General features: G+C 64.7%; 25 protein-coding genes and 1 pseudogene. 18 read left to right on the plus strand and 8 right to left on the minus strand.

Features of this window, described 5'->3' with window-relative positions:
- Window positions 1-148 precede the first annotated feature (148 nt).
- Window positions 149-1,798: a DUF6119 family protein gene (locus tag GSY69_RS10875; RefSeq protein ID WP_160953872.1), complete on the plus strand. Its 1,650-nt coding sequence runs from the start codon at window positions 149-151 to the stop codon at window positions 1,796-1,798.
- Window position 1,799: 1 nt separating this feature from the next.
- On the opposite strand, the gene GSY69_RS10880 is transcribed toward GSY69_RS10875, so the two are convergent.
- Both GSY69_RS10880 and GSY69_RS10885 read right to left on the minus strand, forming a co-directional pair.
- The gene (locus GSY69_RS10880) at window positions 1,800-3,452 is read right to left on the minus strand and encodes an N-6 DNA methylase (RefSeq protein WP_160953873.1); all 1,653 of its coding nucleotides are present in this window, start codon (window positions 3,450-3,452) and stop codon (window positions 1,800-1,802) included.
- 49 nt (window positions 3,453-3,501) lie between these two features.
- Window positions 3,502-4,539 (minus strand): hypothetical protein, encoded by a 1,038-nt coding sequence (locus GSY69_RS10885; protein WP_160953874.1) that lies wholly within the window; start codon window positions 4,537-4,539, stop codon window positions 3,502-3,504.
- Between the two features lie 549 nt (window positions 4,540-5,088).
- Here GSY69_RS10885 and GSY69_RS10890 point away from each other — a divergent pair.
- From GSY69_RS10890 to GSY69_RS10925, 8 genes are all read left to right on the plus strand, one after another.
- Complete coding sequence (locus tag GSY69_RS10890; RefSeq protein WP_160953875.1) at window positions 5,089-5,289, plus strand: hypothetical protein; 201 nt, start codon at window positions 5,089-5,091, stop codon at window positions 5,287-5,289.
- A 6-nt stretch (window positions 5,290-5,295) separates the two neighbouring features.
- Window positions 5,296-5,628, plus strand: coding sequence for a hypothetical protein (locus tag GSY69_RS10895; protein ID WP_160953876.1), 333 nt, complete (start codon window positions 5,296-5,298; stop codon window positions 5,626-5,628).
- A gap of 2 nt (window positions 5,629-5,630) precedes the next feature.
- Window positions 5,631-5,972: a hypothetical protein gene (locus tag GSY69_RS10900; RefSeq protein ID WP_160953877.1), complete on the plus strand. Its 342-nt coding sequence runs from the start codon at window positions 5,631-5,633 to the stop codon at window positions 5,970-5,972.
- The gene (locus GSY69_RS10905) at window positions 5,965-6,828 is read left to right on the plus strand and encodes a nucleotidyl transferase AbiEii/AbiGii toxin family protein (RefSeq protein ID WP_160953878.1); all 864 of its coding nucleotides are present in this window, start codon (window positions 5,965-5,967) and stop codon (window positions 6,826-6,828) included. The genes GSY69_RS10900 and GSY69_RS10905 overlap by 8 nt, the downstream gene beginning before the upstream one ends.
- A gap of 23 nt (window positions 6,829-6,851) precedes the next feature.
- Entirely contained in the window at window positions 6,852-7,088 is a 237-nt protein-coding gene (locus tag GSY69_RS10910) for a hypothetical protein (RefSeq protein WP_160953879.1), read from the plus strand.
- Between the two features lie 71 nt (window positions 7,089-7,159).
- Complete coding sequence (locus GSY69_RS10915; protein ID WP_160953880.1) at window positions 7,160-8,635, plus strand: AAA family ATPase; 1,476 nt, start codon at window positions 7,160-7,162, stop codon at window positions 8,633-8,635.
- The gene (locus GSY69_RS10920) at window positions 8,632-9,234 is read left to right on the plus strand and encodes a recombinase family protein (RefSeq protein WP_160953881.1); all 603 of its coding nucleotides are present in this window, start codon (window positions 8,632-8,634) and stop codon (window positions 9,232-9,234) included. The genes GSY69_RS10915 and GSY69_RS10920 overlap by 4 nt, the downstream gene beginning before the upstream one ends.
- A 360-nt stretch (window positions 9,235-9,594) precedes the next feature.
- A complete protein-coding gene (locus tag GSY69_RS10925; protein ID WP_160953882.1) occupies window positions 9,595-9,801 on the plus strand; it encodes a glutaredoxin domain-containing protein in 207 nt (68 codons plus the stop codon).
- Here GSY69_RS10925 and GSY69_RS10930 read toward each other — a convergent pair.
- From GSY69_RS10930 to GSY69_RS10940, 3 genes are read right to left on the minus strand one after another with little or no spacing between them, the layout of a single operon-like run.
- On the minus strand, window positions 9,781-11,091 hold the full coding sequence (locus GSY69_RS10930) for an ISL3 family transposase (protein ID WP_160953883.1): 1,311 nt from the start codon (window positions 11,089-11,091) through the stop codon (window positions 9,781-9,783). The genes GSY69_RS10925 and GSY69_RS10930 overlap by 21 nt on opposite strands.
- Before the next feature lie 10 nt (window positions 11,092-11,101).
- A complete protein-coding gene (locus tag GSY69_RS10935) occupies window positions 11,102-11,593 on the minus strand; it encodes a TetR family transcriptional regulator C-terminal domain-containing protein (RefSeq protein WP_160953884.1) in 492 nt (163 codons plus the stop codon).
- 23 nt (window positions 11,594-11,616) lie between these two features.
- A complete protein-coding gene (locus GSY69_RS10940; RefSeq protein WP_160953885.1) occupies window positions 11,617-11,817 on the minus strand; it encodes a hypothetical protein in 201 nt (66 codons plus the stop codon).
- Window positions 11,818-12,780: 963 nt separating this feature from the next.
- Between GSY69_RS10940 and GSY69_RS10945 the strand changes: the two genes are divergently transcribed.
- A complete protein-coding gene (locus GSY69_RS10945) occupies window positions 12,781-13,050 on the plus strand; it encodes a hypothetical protein (protein ID WP_160953886.1) in 270 nt (89 codons plus the stop codon).
- 370 nt (window positions 13,051-13,420) lie between these two features.
- Window positions 13,421-13,651: a hypothetical protein gene (locus GSY69_RS10950; RefSeq protein ID WP_160953887.1), complete on the plus strand. Its 231-nt coding sequence runs from the start codon at window positions 13,421-13,423 to the stop codon at window positions 13,649-13,651.
- A gap of 101 nt (window positions 13,652-13,752) precedes the next feature.
- On the opposite strand, the gene GSY69_RS10955 is transcribed toward GSY69_RS10950, so the two are convergent.
- Complete coding sequence (locus tag GSY69_RS10955; protein ID WP_160953888.1) at window positions 13,753-14,058, minus strand: hypothetical protein; 306 nt, start codon at window positions 14,056-14,058, stop codon at window positions 13,753-13,755.
- Window positions 14,059-14,350: 292 nt separating this feature from the next.
- Between GSY69_RS10955 and GSY69_RS10960 the strand changes: the two genes are divergently transcribed.
- Window positions 14,351-14,719 carry a MobC family plasmid mobilization relaxosome protein gene (locus GSY69_RS10960; RefSeq protein WP_160953889.1) on the plus strand — a complete coding sequence of 123 codons (369 nt, stop codon included), beginning with the start codon at window positions 14,351-14,353 and terminating at the stop codon, window positions 14,717-14,719.
- Window positions 14,716-16,302, plus strand: coding sequence for a relaxase/mobilization nuclease domain-containing protein (locus GSY69_RS10965; protein ID WP_160953890.1), 1,587 nt, complete (start codon window positions 14,716-14,718; stop codon window positions 16,300-16,302). The genes GSY69_RS10960 and GSY69_RS10965 overlap by 4 nt, the downstream gene beginning before the upstream one ends.
- A gap of 65 nt (window positions 16,303-16,367) precedes the next feature.
- Here GSY69_RS10965 and GSY69_RS10970 read toward each other — a convergent pair whose 3' ends face one another.
- Window positions 16,368-16,847, minus strand: a complete 480-nt coding sequence (locus GSY69_RS10970; RefSeq protein ID WP_160953891.1) for a hypothetical protein — start codon at window positions 16,845-16,847, stop codon at window positions 16,368-16,370.
- Between the two features lie 132 nt (window positions 16,848-16,979).
- On the opposite strand from GSY69_RS10970, the gene GSY69_RS10975 reads away from it, so the two are divergent.
- The 5 genes from GSY69_RS10975 (at window position 16,980) to GSY69_RS10995 (ending at window position 20,323) form a co-directional block, all read left to right on the plus strand.
- Window positions 16,980-17,321, plus strand: coding sequence for a winged helix-turn-helix domain-containing protein (locus GSY69_RS10975; RefSeq protein WP_328698854.1), 342 nt, complete (start codon window positions 16,980-16,982; stop codon window positions 17,319-17,321).
- A gap of 1,310 nt (window positions 17,322-18,631) precedes the next feature.
- Complete coding sequence (locus tag GSY69_RS10980) at window positions 18,632-19,012, plus strand: hypothetical protein (protein WP_160953893.1); 381 nt, start codon at window positions 18,632-18,634, stop codon at window positions 19,010-19,012.
- Between the two features lie 179 nt (window positions 19,013-19,191).
- Window positions 19,192-19,791, plus strand: coding sequence for a ParA family protein (locus tag GSY69_RS10985; RefSeq protein WP_160953894.1), 600 nt, complete (start codon window positions 19,192-19,194; stop codon window positions 19,789-19,791).
- 2 nt (window positions 19,792-19,793) lie between these two features.
- On the plus strand, window positions 19,794-20,066 hold the full coding sequence (locus GSY69_RS10990) for a hypothetical protein (protein ID WP_160953895.1): 273 nt from the start codon (window positions 19,794-19,796) through the stop codon (window positions 20,064-20,066).
- Window positions 20,063-20,323 (plus strand): glutaredoxin family protein, encoded by a 261-nt coding sequence (locus GSY69_RS10995; protein ID WP_160953896.1) that lies wholly within the window; start codon window positions 20,063-20,065, stop codon window positions 20,321-20,323. Before GSY69_RS10990 ends, GSY69_RS10995 begins: the two co-directional genes overlap by 4 nt.
- Here GSY69_RS10995 and GSY69_RS14235 read toward each other — a convergent pair.
- Window positions 20,324-20,455, minus strand: a pseudogene (locus GSY69_RS14235) (IS3-like element ISTesp3 family transposase); the annotation flags it as partial.
- Window positions 20,456-20,617 lie beyond the last annotated feature (162 nt).

Here is a 20,617-nt window from a genome sequence, read left to right on the forward strand (position 1 = left end):
CCCGCCGACGCCACTCCTGGTGCGGCCACCAGTCCCCGTCCACCTACGAGGCCCACCGGGCCGCTACGCTGCCAACCGCAGCATAATCAACCAACACCGTGTCCACGATCCGGGGCGAAGGCCCGAACTCGAAAACAAGGGGATAGACATGGCCAAGCAGAGGGCTGGTAGACGCACGACGATCTACCGACTCACTGGCGTGAAGGAGTTCGAGAGCGCTATCCGCGACAAGTACCTCGGTCAGGATGGGTTCGAGGCCCACGAAGTGGAGGTCGGTGATCGTCCCGGCTATCTGGTGGCGGGAGCCATGGCCAAGGAACGTTCGGACTGGTGTGCCGCGGTGACCACGCTCACTGGCGAAGCAGTCGAGATCGGCGGGATCACGCCAGCCGGCGTGCTCTTGGTGCGACCCGAGGGCGAGAGCGCTCCGCAGGAAGGTGTCGTGTACGCGCTGAGCTATGGGATGGGTTTCCAGTTGCTCGAGCAGGGTCGGTTGGACAACCTTTTCGGACAACGCATCGCCATCCGCACCGCCGACCCACGCAAGCTCCGCTCGCTCACCGTCACCACGATGGACGAACGCTCGCGGACCTCGCGAGCAACTATCCCGCAAGGTGACGGCCTCCTTGGATTCGGCGTGGGCGACGTCGGTGAGGCGGTCAGCAGGATCGTAGCCAGCGCGAAGCTGCCGATGCTGTCAAGGTCCGCAGGGGAGCCGCTTCAGATTCGAGGTGCTGACGCCCTCAACGTCCCGCTCGGTCACACCCCTGCAGAGGTGCTCACAGATCTGGATGCACTCGAACGATTACTCGCTAAAGAACCTCATCCATCTCTCAAGTCACTGGAGCAGTTGGCGGCCGTCCGGAACCCCGAGACCAAGAAGCAGCTCGATGTAAAGCTGGCTGCGGCACTCGACAATGACTCCGGGAATATCGGGCTCGCTTGGCCCCATGAACGAGTCGACGAGAACGGGACTCCCGATTCATGGGTGCCACACCGGTTGTGGCCCGGGCGACGCAGTGAGGTCCGACCGGGGCAACCCGACTGGACTGATATCAGAGCCGCCCTTGCGGGAGTCCCCTGCGGACAGCGCCTGGACCGCGTGGAATCGGCCACGATCCGACTCTGTCGAGATACAGAGGGCAAAGACGCCATCAGCCAAGACATTCCCCTTCGTCGATGGCTCGCGTTCGAGACAGACCTCGACGATCGGACATACGCGCTCTATGACGGATCTTGGTACGAGATCCACCACGACTATGCCGGCAACATCACCGAGCGAGTGAAAAAGTTGTTCGCCCGTGAAGTTGAAGATCTAACCTTCCCAGCATGGGCGTTCGACCACGACGAGGATGCATACAACAAGGAGCTGGCAGCGGCACTGGGAGGGGTGTGTCTCGACAAGAAGCTGATCAGGACTGACCTCCACAGTCGCGGGATCGAAGCCTGCGACGTCTACATCCCTGACGGAACTCTGATCCATGTGAAGAAGACGGAAAAGTCCGCTGCCGCCAGCCACCTTCTCGCTCAGGCCTTGGTGTCGGCTGATGCGCTGTGCAGTGACGCTCAAGCTCGGAAAAAGCTGAAGGAGAAGATCAAAACCTTGGGCGGTGATGCATCCAACGTCGGATCAAAGCCCAAACGCGTTGTCCTGGCTATGTATCGGGGTGCTGGGAAGCACGTCACCCCAGAGAATCTCTTCACCTTCACAAAAGTCAACTTGGTCAGGCAAGCGACGTCGCTTGAGGAACGCGGCGTCCCGGTGTACGTCGTGTCAATCCCCGGTCCCGCCGCCTGACCTAGCTGCGACTACGCGCGGTTCGCCTCTCAAGCAGGCTGTCGCGCGCGTCGCGGGCCTGCGCGATAGCGCCCCCACAGACGCCCAGCATGTCTCTTAGAAGGGTGTCGTCGACGAGTCGCACCGCCTGATCCAGGGAGCCACTCTTGAGGTGGCTGGCGACGGCTGGCCGCACCAGCCTTAGTTGTTCATGCGCCGTCGTGAGGCTGGAGGGGGAGGGTACGAGCCAGCGGGTGGCTTCACCGGGTTCCATTTTGAGGATGCCGCCGCCGTAGGCGCGGCCGGTGAGTTCGGCGCTGAGCATCGTCAACGAGTTCAGCGCGGCCAGGGGCAACAGCTCGCGCCCGAGGGCCCGGTGTTCGTCGTGCAAGTAGATGCCGTGAACGCTGTTGAGGTGGTGCGCGCCGGCGGTGTTGGTGACCATGCGCACGGTGTCAGCGTTCATGTACGTCAGCAGCAGATCTGCGGGCGGCATGAGAGGTACTTGCCACCAGGTGCGTCGGGTGCGGCACTTATACGCCTCATGCACCCCGAGGGTACGGCCGGCTTCGATGTAGGCCTGCGCCTGCGCGGACATGCCGGTCTCGCCGGGTCGGAACAATCGGGTGCGTTTGCCCTCACGTCCTAGTGCAGTCAAGGCCTGCGGGGTGAGTTCAAGACCGCGGAGGTGGCGCGACCCGGGCGGAGACAATGGCAGTGTCTCTCGGCGGGCGAGGCCGAGGTCAGCGGCTTGAGCAGGGGGGATCGCGAAGTAAGTGTTGCGTCCGGTGACCATGCCCAGGCGGGTGTGGCCCCACGTCGTCAGGGGGGTGAAGTGGCCCTGTGAGACCGCGTCGAGCAGGGTCGTGGTTGCTTCGGCGGTGACGGTTGCGCCAGACCATTTGTGCTCGGGGTTGGCAGGAGACCAGACCAGTGCTGGTGGCAACTGCTGCAGCCCGTCCGCGTTGGTGACTTGCCGGATGCTCGCCGAGGTACTCGAACCTTGTTGGTAACCGTCAGCCAGCAACAACACAGCTTCAGTCTCTGCCTCTGCGAACACGCGCTGCTCGAACAGGACAAGCTCAACTGAAGCGAACCGCTCGAAGAGGAAGCGGCGCACCGGTGCTGCGTAGTTCGCGGACAACAGCTCAGCCGGGAGCACGAACCCCAGCCGTCCACCCTGTGCGAGGTGCATGGCGGAGTGGATGGTGAACGCTGCCCATGCCGAGGCCAGCCCCGACAGCGCTACCCCGCCTTGCAGCGCCGCGGCGCGGGCGCGGGCGCGTTGCTCGCCGGCGAAGTCTTGGAAGCGAATGTAGGGCGGGTTGCCGATCACCACGTCGAACAATTCCCCCGGACGTTGGGTGAAGAAGTCCCCAACCTCAACGTGCGCGATGCCACCTGCTTCGTCGACGCGCTGCGCGCCATACGAGGCGCTCCACTCGTGCAGTTCCGCCCCCCACACCTGCGGACGCTCGTGGCCCAATCCATGCAGCGTACGTACCGCGTGTACGAGGAATTCTGCGTCCCCTGAGGACGGCTCGAGCACACGATCACTGGCGTCGCGGATCGCCCACTGTGCGATGAATGACGCAATCAGCGCGGGGGTGAAGAACGCGCCCCGAGCCTTGCGACGTTCAGCAGTGTCGAGCGGATCACGGGCAGCATAACTCATGCGTCACATTCTGACAGCCACCGGGGACAACCACGCCCATGCGCTCGAATCAGAACAACCCCGCATCAGCGTCCACAGCGGTAGTTAGTGGGGCCGCGCCCGGTTCGGCGGCGGCACGGCGGGCGCGCGCTGCGGTGTGGAAGTTGATCGGGGAATTGTCGAGCACGCGCGAGCACATCACTGCGAAGAACGCACCCGGATCAAGCGCCGCAGGCACCTGAGCGGTCGACAACCTGACCGGCACTACCTGCTCAACATCATCACCTACGTGGTCAGCCCCGGCGCCAGAGTCATCGGCGGGGTCCGGGATCGCTCCGGCATCCAAAGGTCCAGCCTCATCGGGTTCCTCAGTGCCAGCCTGCTCATCGGCACCGACGAGGTCGGGCATGACCAGGGCGACCGCGTCGTACGCGTCATCCTCCCGCCCGAGCTTTTGCAGCAGGTCGATCAGCCACATCGCCTTGTCATGCTCTGCGCTCAACGCGATCGCGTTAAGGGCGTACACAAACCCCAGCGCCGACTGAGGGTGGCGTAGGCGCAGGTTCTTCGCGTCACCGTAGGACTCCTCAACCCGGTTGGCGGCGTTCTTCCCAAAGGAGGAATCCATTCGTTTCGTTGAGATCATCAGCTCCGGGCCTGTCGCCCAAGAACTCATCACGACATCGACCTGCTTGACGTAGTTCTTGCCCAGCAGGTTCGCGCTCTTAGCCGCGCCAGCGACCTTGCCACCCGCGATCCGCTCGCGCACCAGCTTCTTCACCTGCGCGGGCAAGCTCTCCACGAACGCGTGTATCTCGTAGGGGAAAACGCGCGGTTCTGAGGCCCGGGGCCACACCTTGTCCGCGTCGAAACCAGCCCGTCGCATCTCGTACGACACCCACACATCCAGCGCTAACGCTGGAACCCCCGACTGGGATGTCGCGTTCAAGTAGACGGGCACACCCAACAGCTTCGACAATGTGTCGTAGTCCGGGACGAAGGTCACCCGCCCCTCAATCAGAGCCCACGGGCTGGTGTCCCTGCCGGGGGCTGACTCGATGATCTGGTCGAACAGACGCCAGCCACGTTCACGCAAAGACTCACCCATGCGCCCAAGTTAAGCGCACCCAAGCACGCCCCGCTGGTCCAGGTACACCACCGACCAGAGCGAGCCGCTCTGCCTCGGCTCGTTGAACCACCCCGCGTCCCTACCTGCATCAACTGTGGGCGACGCCCAGTGAGCAGAACCGCCCCACCACTGGACGGCTCAACATTCTGCAGCATGATCTGCCGTGCGCGTCATGAGACCGCGGCGTGTCGGGGCGCAACGGACCAAATTCACGGGTGGGGTGTACCGCACCTTCCGCAAGTAGGAACCCCTTCAGATGCACGCTTTCGCACATGCGGAATCTAGGGGCGGCCCTATTGGCGCGTTCGAGCGCTCGGGTCGGCGGCTGCGCAACGACCAATTAGCTGCAGTCCTCGGCTGGTGCAAAAACCTTCGTTTTCGCGCACCCCGCCGGTGGCCAGCAGGAGAGCGCCCGCCAGATGAGCGAAAATTAGTGCTCGAAACAAAAGTGAGCGAAACCCGTTACTATTGACAAAATCGCTCACGAACGGTAGAATGGGAAGGCCAGCCAGTAGGGGAGAGGACACCATGACCGAGCAGCCCACCACCCAGACCCGGCCCGCCGTGAGCACCGAAGAGGCAATGGCCTTCGCAGACGGAGCCCTCGGAGCAGCCGGCCACCAGGTCACCGACCCCTACATCAACCAGCTGCGCCGCCAGCGCCTCGAAGGCGAAATCAGCATGGACGAGTACCAGTGCCTCGCCGTCGCCCACATCGACGCGAAGTGACCTGCCGTGGCCGCGAAGATGCGCGACTGGACGGACTACTTCTACCCCGAGACCATCGACCCCCGCACGAGGCAGGGAGTGCTGCGCAACAACTTCGGTGAGCGCAATCCCGAGCAGCTGCGCCGGAAGGAAGAAGTCTTCACCGTCGCCCGGCTCGACGAGCTGGGCCAGTATCCGATTGAGCCCGCCGGCGGCCGGTTCGACTTCGAACACATGAAGGCCATCCACCGCCACATCTTCCAAGGCCCCATCACCGGCCCCCAAGGTGCGGGGGAGAGCCCGAGGACCCACCGCAACCGCGACGCCGGCCCCAGCACCGGCCAGGAGAGAGGACTCTAGGCATGACCCTTGTGAAGCGGGGATACTCCTACGCGGCGAACTTCCCCCACCAGACCCCAGACAGCCTCAATGACCTTCACGGCCCTACCGCCGGAAGCGTGACAGTCGGCCACCACATCAACACGGCTCTTGACCCCACATATTCACTGGACTCCCCAGCACGGGCTCGGAGCTTCTACAGCGCCACGGTGCGCGATGGAACACCTGCCGATCACGCCCGCTACCTGAACAAGGAACTGCTCATCGCCATGTGGCCCGACCTGAACCTGCCCACTCGCTGTCGGGTGATCTGGGAGACCAAGTTCCCCGAACTCACCCACCACGGGAAGGACGCCCATGCGTAGCTTCCATGAACGCCTCACACGGCTTGGCCTAGTCGCTGCGGCCGAACATGGCTTCGTTCTGGCAGGCGGCTACGCAATCTCAGCCCACGGCATCGGTAACCGCCTCTCAGCCGACGTCGACCTCTTCACCAACGATGCCGACCCCCAGACGTTCGCCACCGCTGTCAATGACATGCGCCAAGCATTCACAGACGCCGGCCTGACAATCACCGATACCACCGTCAGCCCACTCTTCGTCGACATCAACGTCAGCGATCCCCAGACCGGCGAATCCAGCGACATTCAGTTCGGCCTCAACTACCGTGACTTCACCCCGGCCAACCTCGACGTCGGCCCCGTCCTGGATCTGCGCGACGCGGTCGCCAGCAAGATGAGTGCCCTCTGGTCACGCGGAGAGGCGCGTGACTTCATCGACATCTACAACGTCATCGACTCCGGAGCCTTCACACGCACCGAAGTCCTCGAGATGGCCGATCAACAAGAAGCCCAGCCGATGGACCGCGAGATGCTGGCCGAACGCTTCACCAGTGTTGCCCGATATGCCACGGACGACTTTGCTGAATACGACGTAGGACCATCGCAGCAGCGTGCAGTCGTGGAGTTCTTTGCGGACTGGGCCACCGCCCTCACGAGCGAAGAAAACGCAGAATCGCTCGAAGGCGAGCGTGTCACTGAGGCTGCCCAAGCTGCGGGCATGAGCGTCGATGAGTACCGCGACGTCACCGCACGCCTGAACCGCACACACCCCGACAGCATCCAAGGCCCCATCACCGGCCCCCAAGGCGCGGGGGAGAGCCCCAGGACCAACCGCACCCACGACACCGGCGCCGAGCGCGGCCGCGGATACGAACGCTGAACACCCCAAACAAGGGAGAGAACGTGAGCTACCTCGACCAGTACGAGTTCACCCCCGAACAGCAGCACGTCATCAACCGCCTCAACGAGGATCAGCGGTTCGGACTCGAACAAGGCATCGCATCGTTTGCTATCGAGGGGTTGCACTTCCCGGCCGAAGAAATCGTTAACCAAGCACGCGTGACCCTCGGTGACGTCAGCGCCGATGACCTCATCGCAGCCAAGATCGCAGCCCACCGTCAGGGTGGCGGCCGCGCGTGAGCCTGCCGGGCGGGGACCCCGTAAAATCATAAAAATCATAATCATCACAAACAATCACAAGGTGGTGCGGCATGGTCAGCTCCTTCGACATCCCTCCCGTCCCCGATGGCAGCTACCAGCTCTCCCCCTTCACCCCCACGTTCGGAGCGATCCCGCCCCGCCTGGCGGATCGCCAGCAGCTGGTCAACGCCTTCGCCCGGATGCTCGACCAGGGCCCGGGCGCCCGCGGCCAGGCGACCCTGGTCACCGGGCAGCGGGGCATGGGCAAAAGCGTCATGCTCGGAGTCTTCCGCGAGGTCGCAGCCTCCCGCGGGTGGATCAGCGCCCACGCCCAGGCCAGCCCCGGATTCGCAGAACGCCTCACCAGCGCCCGCATCCCCGAAGCCCTGTCCTCCCTCGACCAGGAGGCTGCGTCGAAGACCCGCGTGACCGGCGGCAGTGTCAACCTCATGGGCTTTGGCGGCAGCGTGGCCACCAGCAGTGAAGATCGCTTCCCCGTCACGCCTGACTTCGAACACCAGGTCATGGCCGCAGCCGACATCCTCACCCAGCGCGGCTCGGGGCTGCTCATCACCCTCGATGAGGTCCACCGCTCCAACCTCGATGAGCTGCGCCAGATCACCGACGCGATGAGCACCGCCGTAGCCGAAGGCGCCCCCGTCGCCTTCGCCGGCGCCGGCCTGCCTACCTCCATCAACGATCTGGTCAACGACGACGTCTCGACCTACCTCCGTCGCGCCGAGCGCGTCGACCTGGGCCTGCTCACCGACACAGGCGCCCGCGAGGGCCTGGCCACCCCGATTGCGGAAGCCGGCAAGACCATCACCCCCGACGCCCTCGACGCCGCCGTGAGCACCTCGGGCCGCTACCCCTACCTCGTGCAGCTGATCGGAGACGAGTCCTTTAAGCAAGCCGGCGGTACGGAGACCATTACCGTCGAGCATGTCCGCGCGGCCACCGTGGAGGCCAGGGAGGCGATGTACCGCCAGATTCACGCCCCCACGATGGCCGATCTCTCCGACCGCGATCGCCACTACCTCTACGCGATGACCCCAGACCAAGGCACCTCCCGCACGGCGGAGGTGGCCCAGCGGATGGGGATGGATACCCGCAACGCCGGCACCTACCGGGACCGCCTGCTGGCCTCGGGTGTCATCGAGGCCCCCGAGTGGGGCCGCGTGTCCTACAGCCTGCCGTTTACCCGCGAGTACCTCATCGACAATCCCGGCCACCAGGGCCAGCGGGACATGGCCAACATCATCGAGACCAACCGCGCCCTCGAAGCAGAAGCCGCCACCACCGGGGCAACCATCGACGCCACCCGCCCCACCCCCGACCGCGCGGAGGCGGGGGTTGATGTGGCGGCCGCGGCCCGGGCAGCCGGCATGGACCCCGCCGAGCTGGCCGAGGTCCAGCAGCGCATGACAGGCACACACCCTGACAGCATCCAAGACCCCACCGGCCGCGCCACCCCCGATGCCGGCGCCGGCCCGGCGGTACGCGGCCAGGCGCCCGGCCCCGGCGTTGAGCGGGGGCGGGAACTGTGAGCGTCTACGGGTACGCGCGCGTGTCCACGGCGGACCAGAACCCGCAGCTCCAATTCGACGCGCTGACCGCCGCCGGCATTGACGCCGAGCACACGTTCACCGACAAGGCATCCGGCGCCAGCCCCGACCGGCCCGCGTTGGCGGACCTCATGGCCACCGTGCAGGCTGGGGACACGCTGGTGGTGTGGAAGCTCGACAGGTTGGGCCGCTCGACGTCCCACCTCGTGGGGCTCATCGACGAACTGGGGGAGCGGGGCGTGGACTTCCGCTCCCTGACAGACCCGATTGATACGACCACCCCGTCAGGCCGGCTGCTGTTTCGGCTGATCGCCTCGATGGCGGAGTTCGAGCGTGACCTCATGCTCGAACGCACCCGCGCCGGCCTCCAGGCCGCCCGGGCGTCGGGTAAGCAGGTGGGGCGCAAACCCTCGATCAAACCGGGAGTGGCCCGCCACATCGACAAGCTGGCCGAGCAGGGGATGAACAAGACCCAGATAGCCGAAGCCGTCGGGGTCTCCCGGCACGCGGTCACCCGCTACCTCCACGGCCAACTCACCCACTACCAAGCGTCCACCACCTCGGGCCGCACCGACAACTGACCCGGTGGCCACCGGGCGCAGCGCCCGGTGTCCAGTAGGGGTTGGCGGCTGTCGGCAGTGGGATGCGGCAGTCCCGCTCACTGGTGTGAGGGGCGGGGTCCCGTGGTGGTCGGGTGTGGGGTGCGTGTGCGGTTGTCCTTCCGGCGAAGCCGTTTTGTTGCAGCACAAGCTACGCCGTCGTCGCTGCGGCACAAGTGCAGCGGCTGCGCCGCCGGGCCTACGCGAAAACTTTTTCCGGGCGCTCGTTCCTCGCTGAAAAACTTTGCGATCCGGCCCGGTTCCTGCACTGGCTGCCTCCGCTCCTTTGGGCGTCGAGTCGCTTGCGCACAAAACGCCAACCACGCCGGAAGGACCAGCATCATGAACACGAACCCCACCGCCACCGTCTACGTCACGACCAACTGCACCGCCTGCACAGCAACGAAGCGCCAGCTCGACAAGCTCGACGCCGACATCGAGTACATCGCCGCCGACAGCGACGAAGTGATCGCCAAGCTCAAGGACCTCGGCTTCCGCCAGCTCCCGGTCGTCATCACCGAATCCGGCTCATCGCAGTTGAGCGTGTAGAAGTGGTCTGAAGCCGCCTGCTTCGAGCAGACTCCTCGCAATGTAATTGGCGAGGTTGCGGAATCCGAGTGCGGAGCCGCGGAGGTGCTCGAGGCGTCCGTTGATCGCCTCGGTGGGTCCGTTGCTGGTGCCGGGGCGGTCGAAGAACGCGAGGATGTCTGCAGCGCGCTGTCTCAGCGTCCTGCCGAGCTTGCGCAGCTCGACCAGCGCCGTGGGGACGCCGTCCGTCAGGGAGTCGATGACAGCCTGCATGAGGCTCTTCCCGACCTCGCGGTTCGGTTCGCGATAGGCGGCGACCATGCGCTGGTAGATGCCCCAGGTGGACTCGACCTCAACATGATTCTCGTCAGCGAACAGCGCGTCCAGTCGGACTTGCTGGCGCTCTGTGAGGAGCCCTGCTCCGGTGTGGAGGGTGCGGCGGGCCGTGTAGAGCGGGTCGTCCTTGCGACCGCGCCTGCCGAAGATGTCGTGCTGGACGCGACGCCGGCAGACATCGAGGGCCTCGCCGGCGAGGCGGACGACGTGGAACGGGTCCATCACCGCTATCGCGGTAGGGAGCTCCTCGGCAGTGGCGGTCTTGAACCCTGTGAACCCGTCCATCGCGACGACCTCGATGCCCTCGCGCCAGGCGTTGGGACGGTCGGCGAGCCAGGTCTTGAACACCTGCTTGGAGCGGCCCTCGATCATGTCCAGTAGCCGTGAGGACCCGGTGCCATCACGGACCGGGGTGAGGTCGATGATGACGGTGACATACTTGTCTCCGCGGCGCGTGTGCCGCCAGACGTGTTCGTCGACGCCGATCACCCGAACGCCGTCGAATCGGGCCGGGTCATCGATCAGACGCCGTCGTCCCTCGATGATGACGGCGTCATTCGCGGTGTGCCAGGCGACGTCGAGACCGGCAGCGACGCGGGCGATGGTGAGACGGTCGACGACCAGCGCGCGGAGCGCCCACGACAGCGCACCCCTGGTGAGCTTCGCGCGCGGCTCGGCAACCCGGGTGGTGTCCTCCTGCCAGAACCGCGAACACGTGGCACAGGAGAAGCGCTTGACTCGCAGCACCAACGTTGTCGGACGGTGCCCGAACGGCTCGTGCGCCAGCCGCCTGGCGATCGTGCCGCGCGGCGTCGCTTCTGCCCCGCAGCTGCGGCACCACGGGTCAGGCTCCGCAAGGCGGCACTCGATCACGGCCCTCTCGGGCTCGAGACGCTGCCCCGTGGCGACGAGACCGAGCTCGTCGAGGCGGCAGAACGTGGTCAGGTCAGGGCGCGCGAGGGTCGTGTCGGGCACGTTGAATTCCTCAAGAGTTCGACCCGAGACCCGATACGAAGGGCACTATTGTGCGCTCAACGAGCGATCGACGTTCTGATTGAAGCAGCATGAGGCACTGCATAGTGACTCCGTCGATCATTGCAAAGAGCTGCGAGGCCGCGTGGCTCGAGAGGTTTTGGTCGATGAACCATCGACGAAGTTCTTCATCGAGCTGCGCCGAGGCAGCAGCCAGCGCGGCATCGCCGGCTGAGAGCGCGGCGTAGGCGAGCCAGACACGGGCGCGGCGTTCGCGTCGATCGTCCAAAGGGAGCCACTGCTGCACGAAGCCCATCAGCGTGGCGGGCTGCGCGGCCACCACATCTGCGAGGAACTGTTCTCCCGCGTACTCGAAGCCTGCGCGCACCAATTCGCTCTTCGTGCGGTAGTAATACTGCACTTGTGCCGGCGATACGGCCGCCGCCGCGGCGACACTGCGGACGCTCAGAGCTCCGACTCCTTGCTCGGCGAGGACAGTCAGCACGCCGTCGAGTATGCGGGGGACAGTCATCCGTCTTCCGATCCTCTCGACCCGATCATCGACCATCCGGTCGCGGCGATCTCGATCACGCCGAGCACCGCGATCACCAGGCCGGCTTGGCGTAAACCGATGACCGGGGTTTCGACGTCAAGGAAAGCGAAGAACATCACCAGACCCCCGACGATAATGACTGCACCGACAATAAATGACCATATGTGCTTACTCACAGCATCCCCTTTCTCTGTACGACCGTACAGTACGAATGTATCAGCCTAGATGGGATGTCGGTCAAGTCGGACTCTCGCCCCTACCGCGGCAAGCGACGGGATGGCTCCCCCGAGCGGGACATGAACCCAGTCGGTGAGGCAACGTCAGTCGTGCGGGGTGCTCACCGACACAAGAGGTCCTGGTCAAACCATCGAACGGAGAAGCAAGCTTGATACGACGGCTCGTGGTCACGGAGCACATCACGCTGGGCTGGATGATCAAACATGATGACACCAGGTTCGACCCGACCACGGATTTTGAGCCAGACCAAGAGTGTGCCGAGGTCACCAGATTGAACCCGCGACTACACCCTTAAATGCGATGAGCCCCGAATCCGATCAGTGGTCAGGCTTCCGACCCGACAAGCTGATCGCCCTCCAGGCAGCCAGCTAAGCCGTGCGGCGGGCCCCACGAACACGTTGGGGCCCGCACCCAACAGGACACACGTGGCAAGTTCCGGGCCGCTCCTGCGGCCCCACAGCGGCCGGTGAGCACACGCAGGCGAGGGGCACCGGGTGCGACATGCGAGCGCAACCGAACCCCCCTTCGCATGACCACAGCGGCGCGGTGTGCGGTTCTTCCTTGGCAACCGGATCTTCGATCCGGGCGGCAGCAGAAACCCCATACGGAGCCGCGCGCGATCACTCACCGGGCGCAGCACCCGCGTGGTGGTCGGGTGTGGGGTGCGTGTGCGGTTGTCCTTCCGGCGAAGCCGTTTTGTTGCAGCACAAGCTACGCCGTCGTCGCTGCGGCACAAGTGCAGCGGCTGCGCCGCCGGGCCTACGCGAAAACTTTTTCCGGGCGCTCGTTCCTCGCTGAAAAACTTTGCGATCCGGCCCGGTTCCTGCACTGGCTGCCTCCGCTCCTTTGGGCGTCGAGTCGCTTGCGCACAAAACGCCAACCACGCCGGAAGGACCAGCATCATGAACACGAACCCCACCGGAAAGCTCTACCGCTGCAACGCACCGACCGCCAAGTACGACGTCGAATTCCACGCCACAGGCTGCGCCCACACGCGCAGCACCCACTACCGCGCACCTCACGTCGACATCGTGTGCACTGTGCCGGTCACGACGACCACGAGCGTCTGGGACGAGTACAACGGTGAACTCGAATGCGGCGAGCCCATCGCAGTCTTCCCTTGCACGGGACTCGTCACGCAGGTCCAGGAACTGACCGACCGTCCGGTCTAAGGAGCGCAGCGGATGCCGCGGGGAACATCCCCCGCGGTATCCGCTCATCCTTCACTAGGAACCGCCTACTGCGGTGCTGATTGAACCGAACGGAACGCACTGCGCGCGTCAGAATTGTCGCCGTGCGGCGACGTTGTTTGCCGTGAAGCCTGCGGCATTTTACGGTCGGCTCACTGCGCACAAGCGCTACGCGCGACGTCCTCCGAAGACTTTTGATCCTCCTTCGTCGTCACAAAACTCTTCTCCCCCCGCCCCCTCCGTGTTGCTGCTCCGTTCACTCTCCCTGGATGGCACTTCGTGCCTTCACGGCAAAAAACGTGAGGGACCAGGTAAGTGCCCAACGCGTTACGCACGACCGAAGGAGACAGGCATGGCCGACACAATCAACGCGGGGATTGCACCCCCGAAGCTGTGGATGAATGCGAACGGACGCATCGTCTGCGAACGCCACGGAGGCCGAGGTTTCCGAGCGGCGCTGGCAGCCAGCACCGACCCGGGATACCTGCTTACGGACTTGGACAACTGGGATCGCCTGACCCGAGACGAAGTGAACTCAGAACCCGATCTTTGCGTGTGCGAGGACTGCGGTAGCCGCGGCTGACATCGCAGTCTAAGGGTGCGAAGTTCGGCACTCACTGACGCTGAAAGGCCCCCATCACCACGACGGTGATGGGGGCCTTCGGCATGTGGTGCGTCGGTCGACTATGAGGCGTAGCTTGCAGTATCGGCAGACGCGTCCGACGTCGTGGAAGCATCGTCCGAAGTGCTCAACTTCGTCTTGCGCTTGCGGCGCGGGATCGGCACAGCCCACGAGCGCAGCTTGGCGACAGACACCTCTTCGTCATCAAGAAGTCGGTTCACTTCGGCATCGCGTTCTTCGACGAGGCGCGCACGCTTGTCGTCAAGATCGTCGATCTTGGCCATGATGCCGTCGAGCTTCTTGATCAGCTCCACATCGTGCTTATGGTCGCGCTCGATGCGCTCAATGGGACGTTGTGCTTTCGACATGTCGTGCACCTCCGGTTCAGCAGCAAACGGTCTACGTCCAGCATGCCATGCAGGTGAATGCTGCGCACCTGAACGTCAGAATCCGTGACCGCGTACAACGCTTTCACGGTTCTGCGCGCACGGCCAGTGGCGCGTGCGAAACGGAGCCTCCGGCGGAGCGAGCTATAGACTTAGATAGTCTAAGTCGCTCTCGTCCCTTGCGGCTGCGCTGCGGTCCTGCCACACTGGAAATCTGGAGATTCCAGGGTGGTCGTTGCACTTGGCGGGTGGTGAGTCGATGCGAAGCAGTCGAATGCGGCAGGAGAACGTCGGCGGCGGCCGCCCCCGGCAGCGCCTCGTGAAGCTCACCGAGGAGGAGGATCAGGTGCTCAACGCGGCTGCGCTGCGGGAGCGGATGACGGTTCCTGCCTACCTGGTGCAGAGCGGGTTGAACGCGGCCGGGATGCCGAGCGAACGCCAGCGCAGCGCAGCAGCCCAGGACCTCATGGGCCTGGAGTACCAGCTCGCTCGGATCGGCAACAACCTCAACCAGATGGCCCGCCAGATGAACACCGATGGCTCGGTGCACGCGGACCTCACGAACACCCTGGTCCAGGTCCGCGACGCGCTGCGCCGGATCGAGCCGACATCGGCGCGCTTCATCGAGCAGGTGGGTCGATGATCCCGAACATCACCCGCGGCGGGCGCATCGCCGGCTTCATGGCTTACCTCATTGGGCCCGGCCGTCACGACGAGCACATCAACCAGCGGATCATCACCGGCGACGACACGATCACCGCGATGGTGGAGCCGGGCAAGCTCCTGTCGCGCGACGACGCTCTCGACATCTCCAACGTGCTCGACCGGCCGAGGAAGATGCACGGTGTGGAAGTCACCTCGCCGGTGAAGGAGTGGGACGAGGAAGCCGGGCAGCAGGTCGTCGTGGGCAGGCGGGACACTCACATGTGGCAGTGCTCGCTGTCCAACGGGCCCGAGGACGAGCCCCTGTCGGATGAGGCGTGGGCGCGCATCACCGAAGAGTTCATGACGCGCATGGGCTTCGTCGACGAGGACCGTGCGAAGACCTCCCGGTGGGTGGCGATCCACCACGGACCCAACGTCAACGGCAACGACCACGTTCACATCGTCGCCCAGATGGTCACCGAGGACGGCTCGAAGGCCGTGACCCACAACGACTACTCGCGTGCCCAGGAAGTGTGCGGGCAGCTCGAGCGCGAGTTCGGTCTGGCGATCACCGAGGGCCGCGCTCACGGGCAGACTGTCGCGCAAACCAAGCGCGGTGAGCGCGAGCGGGCCACGCGAGAGCGCCAACCGTGGGTGGAGAAGAACGAGCTGACCCGGCGGCTGCGCGCAGCGCTGGCCGCCTCGAGCACGGAGGCGGAGTTCGTCTCGAACGTCTACGCCGCCGGCGTCATCATCGAACCGCGGTTTGCCAAGGGCACCACGCAGAAGGTGGCAGGATACAAGGTCGCACTGCCGGCGCCGGAGGGCACGAAGCGCGACGCGTTCCGCTACAGCCCCAGCCGGCTGGACAAGAACCTGTCACTGCCGGCGGTGCGACGGGCACTCGGTGCGCCGGCAGGTGGAGACCCCGCCGCGCTGGGCATCTGGCAGGAGCACCACATCGGCACCGTGCCGCGTACCGGCGGCCCGGTTACACTCACGCCGACCGAGGCCCTGTGCGAACGAGTCGGATCAGGCAACGCGAGCACCGCCGACCTGGCCAACCTCTACGCCGCGGCATCGCTGGAGCTTGAGCGGTTCAGCCCGGACAAGCTCAACGACGCCAGCCAGCACCTGGCGCAGGTGGCCAGCAACCCGCCGCCGGCCGGTTACATGGCCCGCCAGCTCCACCGTGCAACGAGCCACGACGCGATGATCGGCTGGACTGCCGTGCTGCGCCAGGCCGGGCGGCTGTCCATGCTCATGGCCCAGGACAACTTCGACCAGCACCTGCCCAAGCTCGCCGAGGAACACCGCGGCATCATCCGAACCGTCATCGACGCCCCGAATGCGCCGGCGCCCACGCCGAGGAAGGAGCCCGCACGCGCGGCGACCACCGCGCGTCCGACGCAGGCGGCGGCGACCAGTGAGGGCCGCCGGATCCCGGCCGAAGAACTCGCCCGGATCCGTGAGCACATGGGCACGTTCGATCCCCACGCGTCGCCCACGAGCCGTTCCGTGTCCCGCCCCCGCACTGACCCGTCGACGACCCGTGAGGCCGAGAAGAACCGCGAACAGTAAGGAGACCGTCATGGTCCAGCACGAAGCACACGAGGAAACTGAGATCGTCCAGGACTTCTCCCGCATCATCCGTGGACTGGGCATGGCCGGAATGCAGCTGGGCGAGATGCGCCAGCGCAAGAAGCAGCACATCGAGCGGATGAAGCAGGCCCGCGACGCCGAGCTCCAACGGCGCAGTGACGCCGCGGCACGCGCTGCTGGAACAGCCCGGCGTCGTGGTCCCCGTTGGGCTTATCCCACCCGGCACCCGTTCCGAGCGTGCTCTCCTTGATCGCGGCCATGATCGACATGATCTTCGCGGGCTGGCCCATCCGCTCGTCATCGACGACCTTGTTAATGATCGCGGCGTAGGACATCTGCTTCTTCGAGTAGCCCTTGATCGCCTTGACACCAGTGACCTTGACGTTGGGCCCGCCGACCTTGATTTCCTCGGTCGATTCGCAGCCATCGCCACCGTTGCCGCTCGCGTCATCCCCCAGGAGCACAACGAGGCACAGGGGCACCAGAAGGACCAACGAAAGCAAGATGCCGACGGCTACCTTCACGCGGTCGCTCCCCTCTGTGCTGCTGGCCGGGCCGAGGCGCAGTGTCGCACCGCCTCTACCCTATTCCGTCGCCCCAGCTTGTCAACGCCTGAAAAGGAGGCAATGCGCACCATGCCTTGGGAGAATGAGGGGGTGCCCACGGACGCTGCATCCACGTCGCCCTCCCCCGAAGTCATCACTGCATTCACGATGCTCGGACTCAGCGACGTGCGCGCGCGCATCCTCCACCAGCTCCACCAGCACCCGGCCGGGGCGACGACCGGTTTCCTCGCGCATGAGCTTGGAATCCCGCAACCCACGATCATCCGTCACATTCGGATCCTCGAAGGCGTCGGCGCGGTCGTATCGGATACCGAGGTGCGGACGGGTGCGCGAGTTCGATACCGCGTTGACATCCGCACACTGGCCGTCCTGCTCGATGAGCTGCGTCTTTACGTGATGCCGCCGGTGCGCTCCCGGCGCAACACGCCCTGAATTCAACGTTTCTAAAAGAGTGATCATGTAGGGTGGGCGCATGCCCAGTTCAGAACCCGAGGTCCGCCGCACAGGGCGCAAGCCTGTGCCCGGGCGGAGTAACCGCCCGATTGCCGTGAGGCTGCGCGAGCCGGTGGATGCCGTCGTGCGCGCACGAGCGGAAAAGGTGGGCATGCCCTACGGCGAATACGTGTCATACCTGGCTGCTCATGCCCTCGGTATGGCGGAGTATGCCCCAGAGCTTCCTGTCGTCGATGATCCGCAAGGAGAGCTGTTTGGCACACCACTAACCGCTTAAGCACAGCAAAAAGCCCCCCGTTGGCGCGGGAGGCTCAGCTTGCCGTCCTCAAGTTAATAACCCGAATCGAGTTGGCGCTCGGTTCAGAACCCGAAGGACTCTTCTTTTGCCAAAGTCGAGTTCAGGCTACCGCACACCCGGAACCAGTTTCAACCCCGGACGCAGCGGTGTCCCTGACAGCTATCCCGTACACGGCGCCACGGCCCTCGCGCCCGTGCGCACCTACAAGCCGCACGTCTCCCCCGCGGTCAATCCCGCGTGGCGAACGAACCCCAAGACGCGCATCCGCCGGCCCTCGCGCGCACGTGAGACAAGCCCCCTGCACCGCGGACGGGCACTAGGCGAGCAGCCAGTGCCGGCCGACGTCACCAGGAACCACCGGAAGTGGATCCTCCAGCTCCGACGCAAGGCCATTCGCCTTCGCCGGCGAGCAGACGCTACGCGCAATCTCCTCGCCGTGGCCACAGTCCTGGTCCGACATGCCTGCTGGGAGACCAGCTGCACAACGAGCCTCACGTGGGAAGTCATTGGGCGCATAGCCGGCGTCTCGCGCAGCGTCGTCAAGCGCAGTCTGCGGCTGCTGTGGCAGCTAGGTTGGATCGCGCGAGTTGCACCTGGACGTTCCTCCAAGGCCAAGATCGAGGGAGGTTGGACAGGCGATGAAGCGCTCCAGAATGACGCACCCGTCTACATGCTCACGATCCCCCAGCGACGCAGTTATCTAACTGGCCCCCCTCCCACTACAAGTGGCTCTCTTAAAGGAACCACGCACGCGCGCGAGGAAGAACCCCCAAATCGAGCCGCTACGCGGCCCAACCACCTCTCCAGGCTGGCCGCAGGCGGCCAGCCGAGCCCACCAGCGAGCACAAGCCCAGCCAAACCGCTGTGGCCCGGTCACGCTCGGGCGAACCGCAAGGATGAGCGTGTGCAGGCTTGCCGCGAAATTCAAGCCCGTGCCCCACGGCTTCGGGTTATTTCTGCCAGGTACTTGGCCAGTCTGACCAGGGAGTTCATGAAGGATGCTGGGTGGTCCGTCGTTGATGTGCTCTATGCGCTAGACCACCTGCCAGACGGGCGTGCCCAAGGCTTCGTGTCCGAGGGTGAATGGGTGCCGTTGCCCGGTGCCGACACCATTGCCGAGGACCGCATCCCGCATTGGATCAGCTTCCGCCTCAACCACTGGCGAGATGCTGCCGGGCACCCGGTCGAGTCGCACACACAAATGCTCGAGCGTCGTCAAGCAGCGCGTGAAGTTCAGGAAGCGGCGCAGCGTCGCGCGATTGCTGAGCGGCAGGCGCAACGCCGGCGGCTGCGGCACGACCCGGCAGCGACAGAGGCCCGCAGGGAAGCTATGGCCGCGGTGCGATCGCTGCCGAGGACGCACCGTGTGTAGGTTCATAGCATTCCCACTCCCTAGCACACAAGATAGATGGTTTGGCAGAGAACTAGTGATAAGCATCCCTCGTGAGCTAGCGCAGTGCTTCGCCACTTTGCTAGGCAGCAGCTCTAGTAGCGTGCTAGGCTAATAGGTAAGTTGTTCGCTAGAGTGCACGTTCGCTACTGGGAGGGCTCATGAAAATTGCGGTGCAGAACACCAAGGGCGGTGTCGGCAAAACCCGCACTGCGATGTTTCTCGCAGAAGCGGCACGCCGCGCGGGGGAGCAGGCTGCCGTATGGGACATCGACCAACAAGGGACGGCCACTTCGTGGGCAGATCGGTGTCTGGAGAGCCAGACGCCCCTCGGCTTCACCGTCGAACCGATGAACCTCGCGGGGCTGCGCAGAGCTGAGCCCGCGGCGGGTGTAGTCGTGCTGGACACCCCTCCGGGTAATCCGCAGATCACGGGTGCAGCCTTCCAGTGGGCAGACATCACCGTCATTCCGACTGGACCCACGTCTGATGAGACAGAACGAGCCGTTGAGACGTGGGGGATGGGCAACGGAGCGCCTGCCGGCATCCTGCTAACTCGGTATGTCAAGAACGAGCGAGAGTCATGGGACACACTCTTGCAGCTGCGCAACTCCGACGCGCCCGACTTCGAGACCGTGATCCCCCGACGTGTGGCGATTGCAAGCGCGTTCGGTCAGCCAATGCCGCGCAGTCTGGGCAATTACGACAAGCTCTACCTTGAACTCATGCAGGTTGTTAATTCCATTCACGAAAGCGAGTAGGCATGACTGGCAACAACAAGTTCAGTAAGTTCGCGCAGACGCCGGCCAGCCAGAGTAAGCCCAAGATCGTCCCCGCAACTCGAGCAGCCCCGACGGATGAGCCCGCAACCCCCTTGAACACCCGTGTTCCGAAGACGTTGCACCGGGAGCTGAAGAAGCGGGCCCTAGAAGAAGATCGAACGCTGCGCGAAGTCGTGATTGAAGCGCTCATGCAGTACCTCAACGTCGATCCGAACGGCGGCCAGGGCGCCGAGGGTGACGAAGAAGCGCCATGATCACCGTCTACGGCAAGACCACGTGCCCCCAGTGCGACATGACCAAGCGCGTACTCGACCGCGAGGGCGTGAGCTACCGGGAAGTCAACATCGAAGAAAACGCAGACGCTCTCGAATGGATCATCGACGACCTCGGCTTCGCGCAAGCCCCCGTCGTCGTCGTGGGAGACGACACGGACAGCGACGACTTCGATGCCTGGTCAGGCTTCCGCCCCGACAGGGCCTTCGCCCCGGATCGTGGACACGGTGTTGGTTGATTATGCTGCGGTTGGCAGCGTAGCGGCCCGGTGGGCCTCGTAGGTGGACGGGGACTGGTGGCCGCACCAGGAGTGGCGTCGGCGGGTGTTGTAGCGGGTGGCCCACCGGAACACAGCCCGCCGGCAGCTGGTGGCGTCGGTGAACGTGGCGGCGCCAGCGAGGAGTTTGTGGTTCCCCCCGAATCGTGGAGGACTTCCTATGCGGCCTCGGGCAGCGTAGCCGCGTTGCTGGTCTCGTAGTCGACGGGGCTCATCATGTTTGCTGAGCTGTGCCGACGGTCGTGGTTGTAGAAC

This window comes from Brevibacterium rongguiense, assembly GCF_009857845.1.
Taxonomy (GTDB): Bacteria; Actinomycetota; Actinomycetes; order Actinomycetales; family Brevibacteriaceae; genus Brevibacterium; species Brevibacterium rongguiense.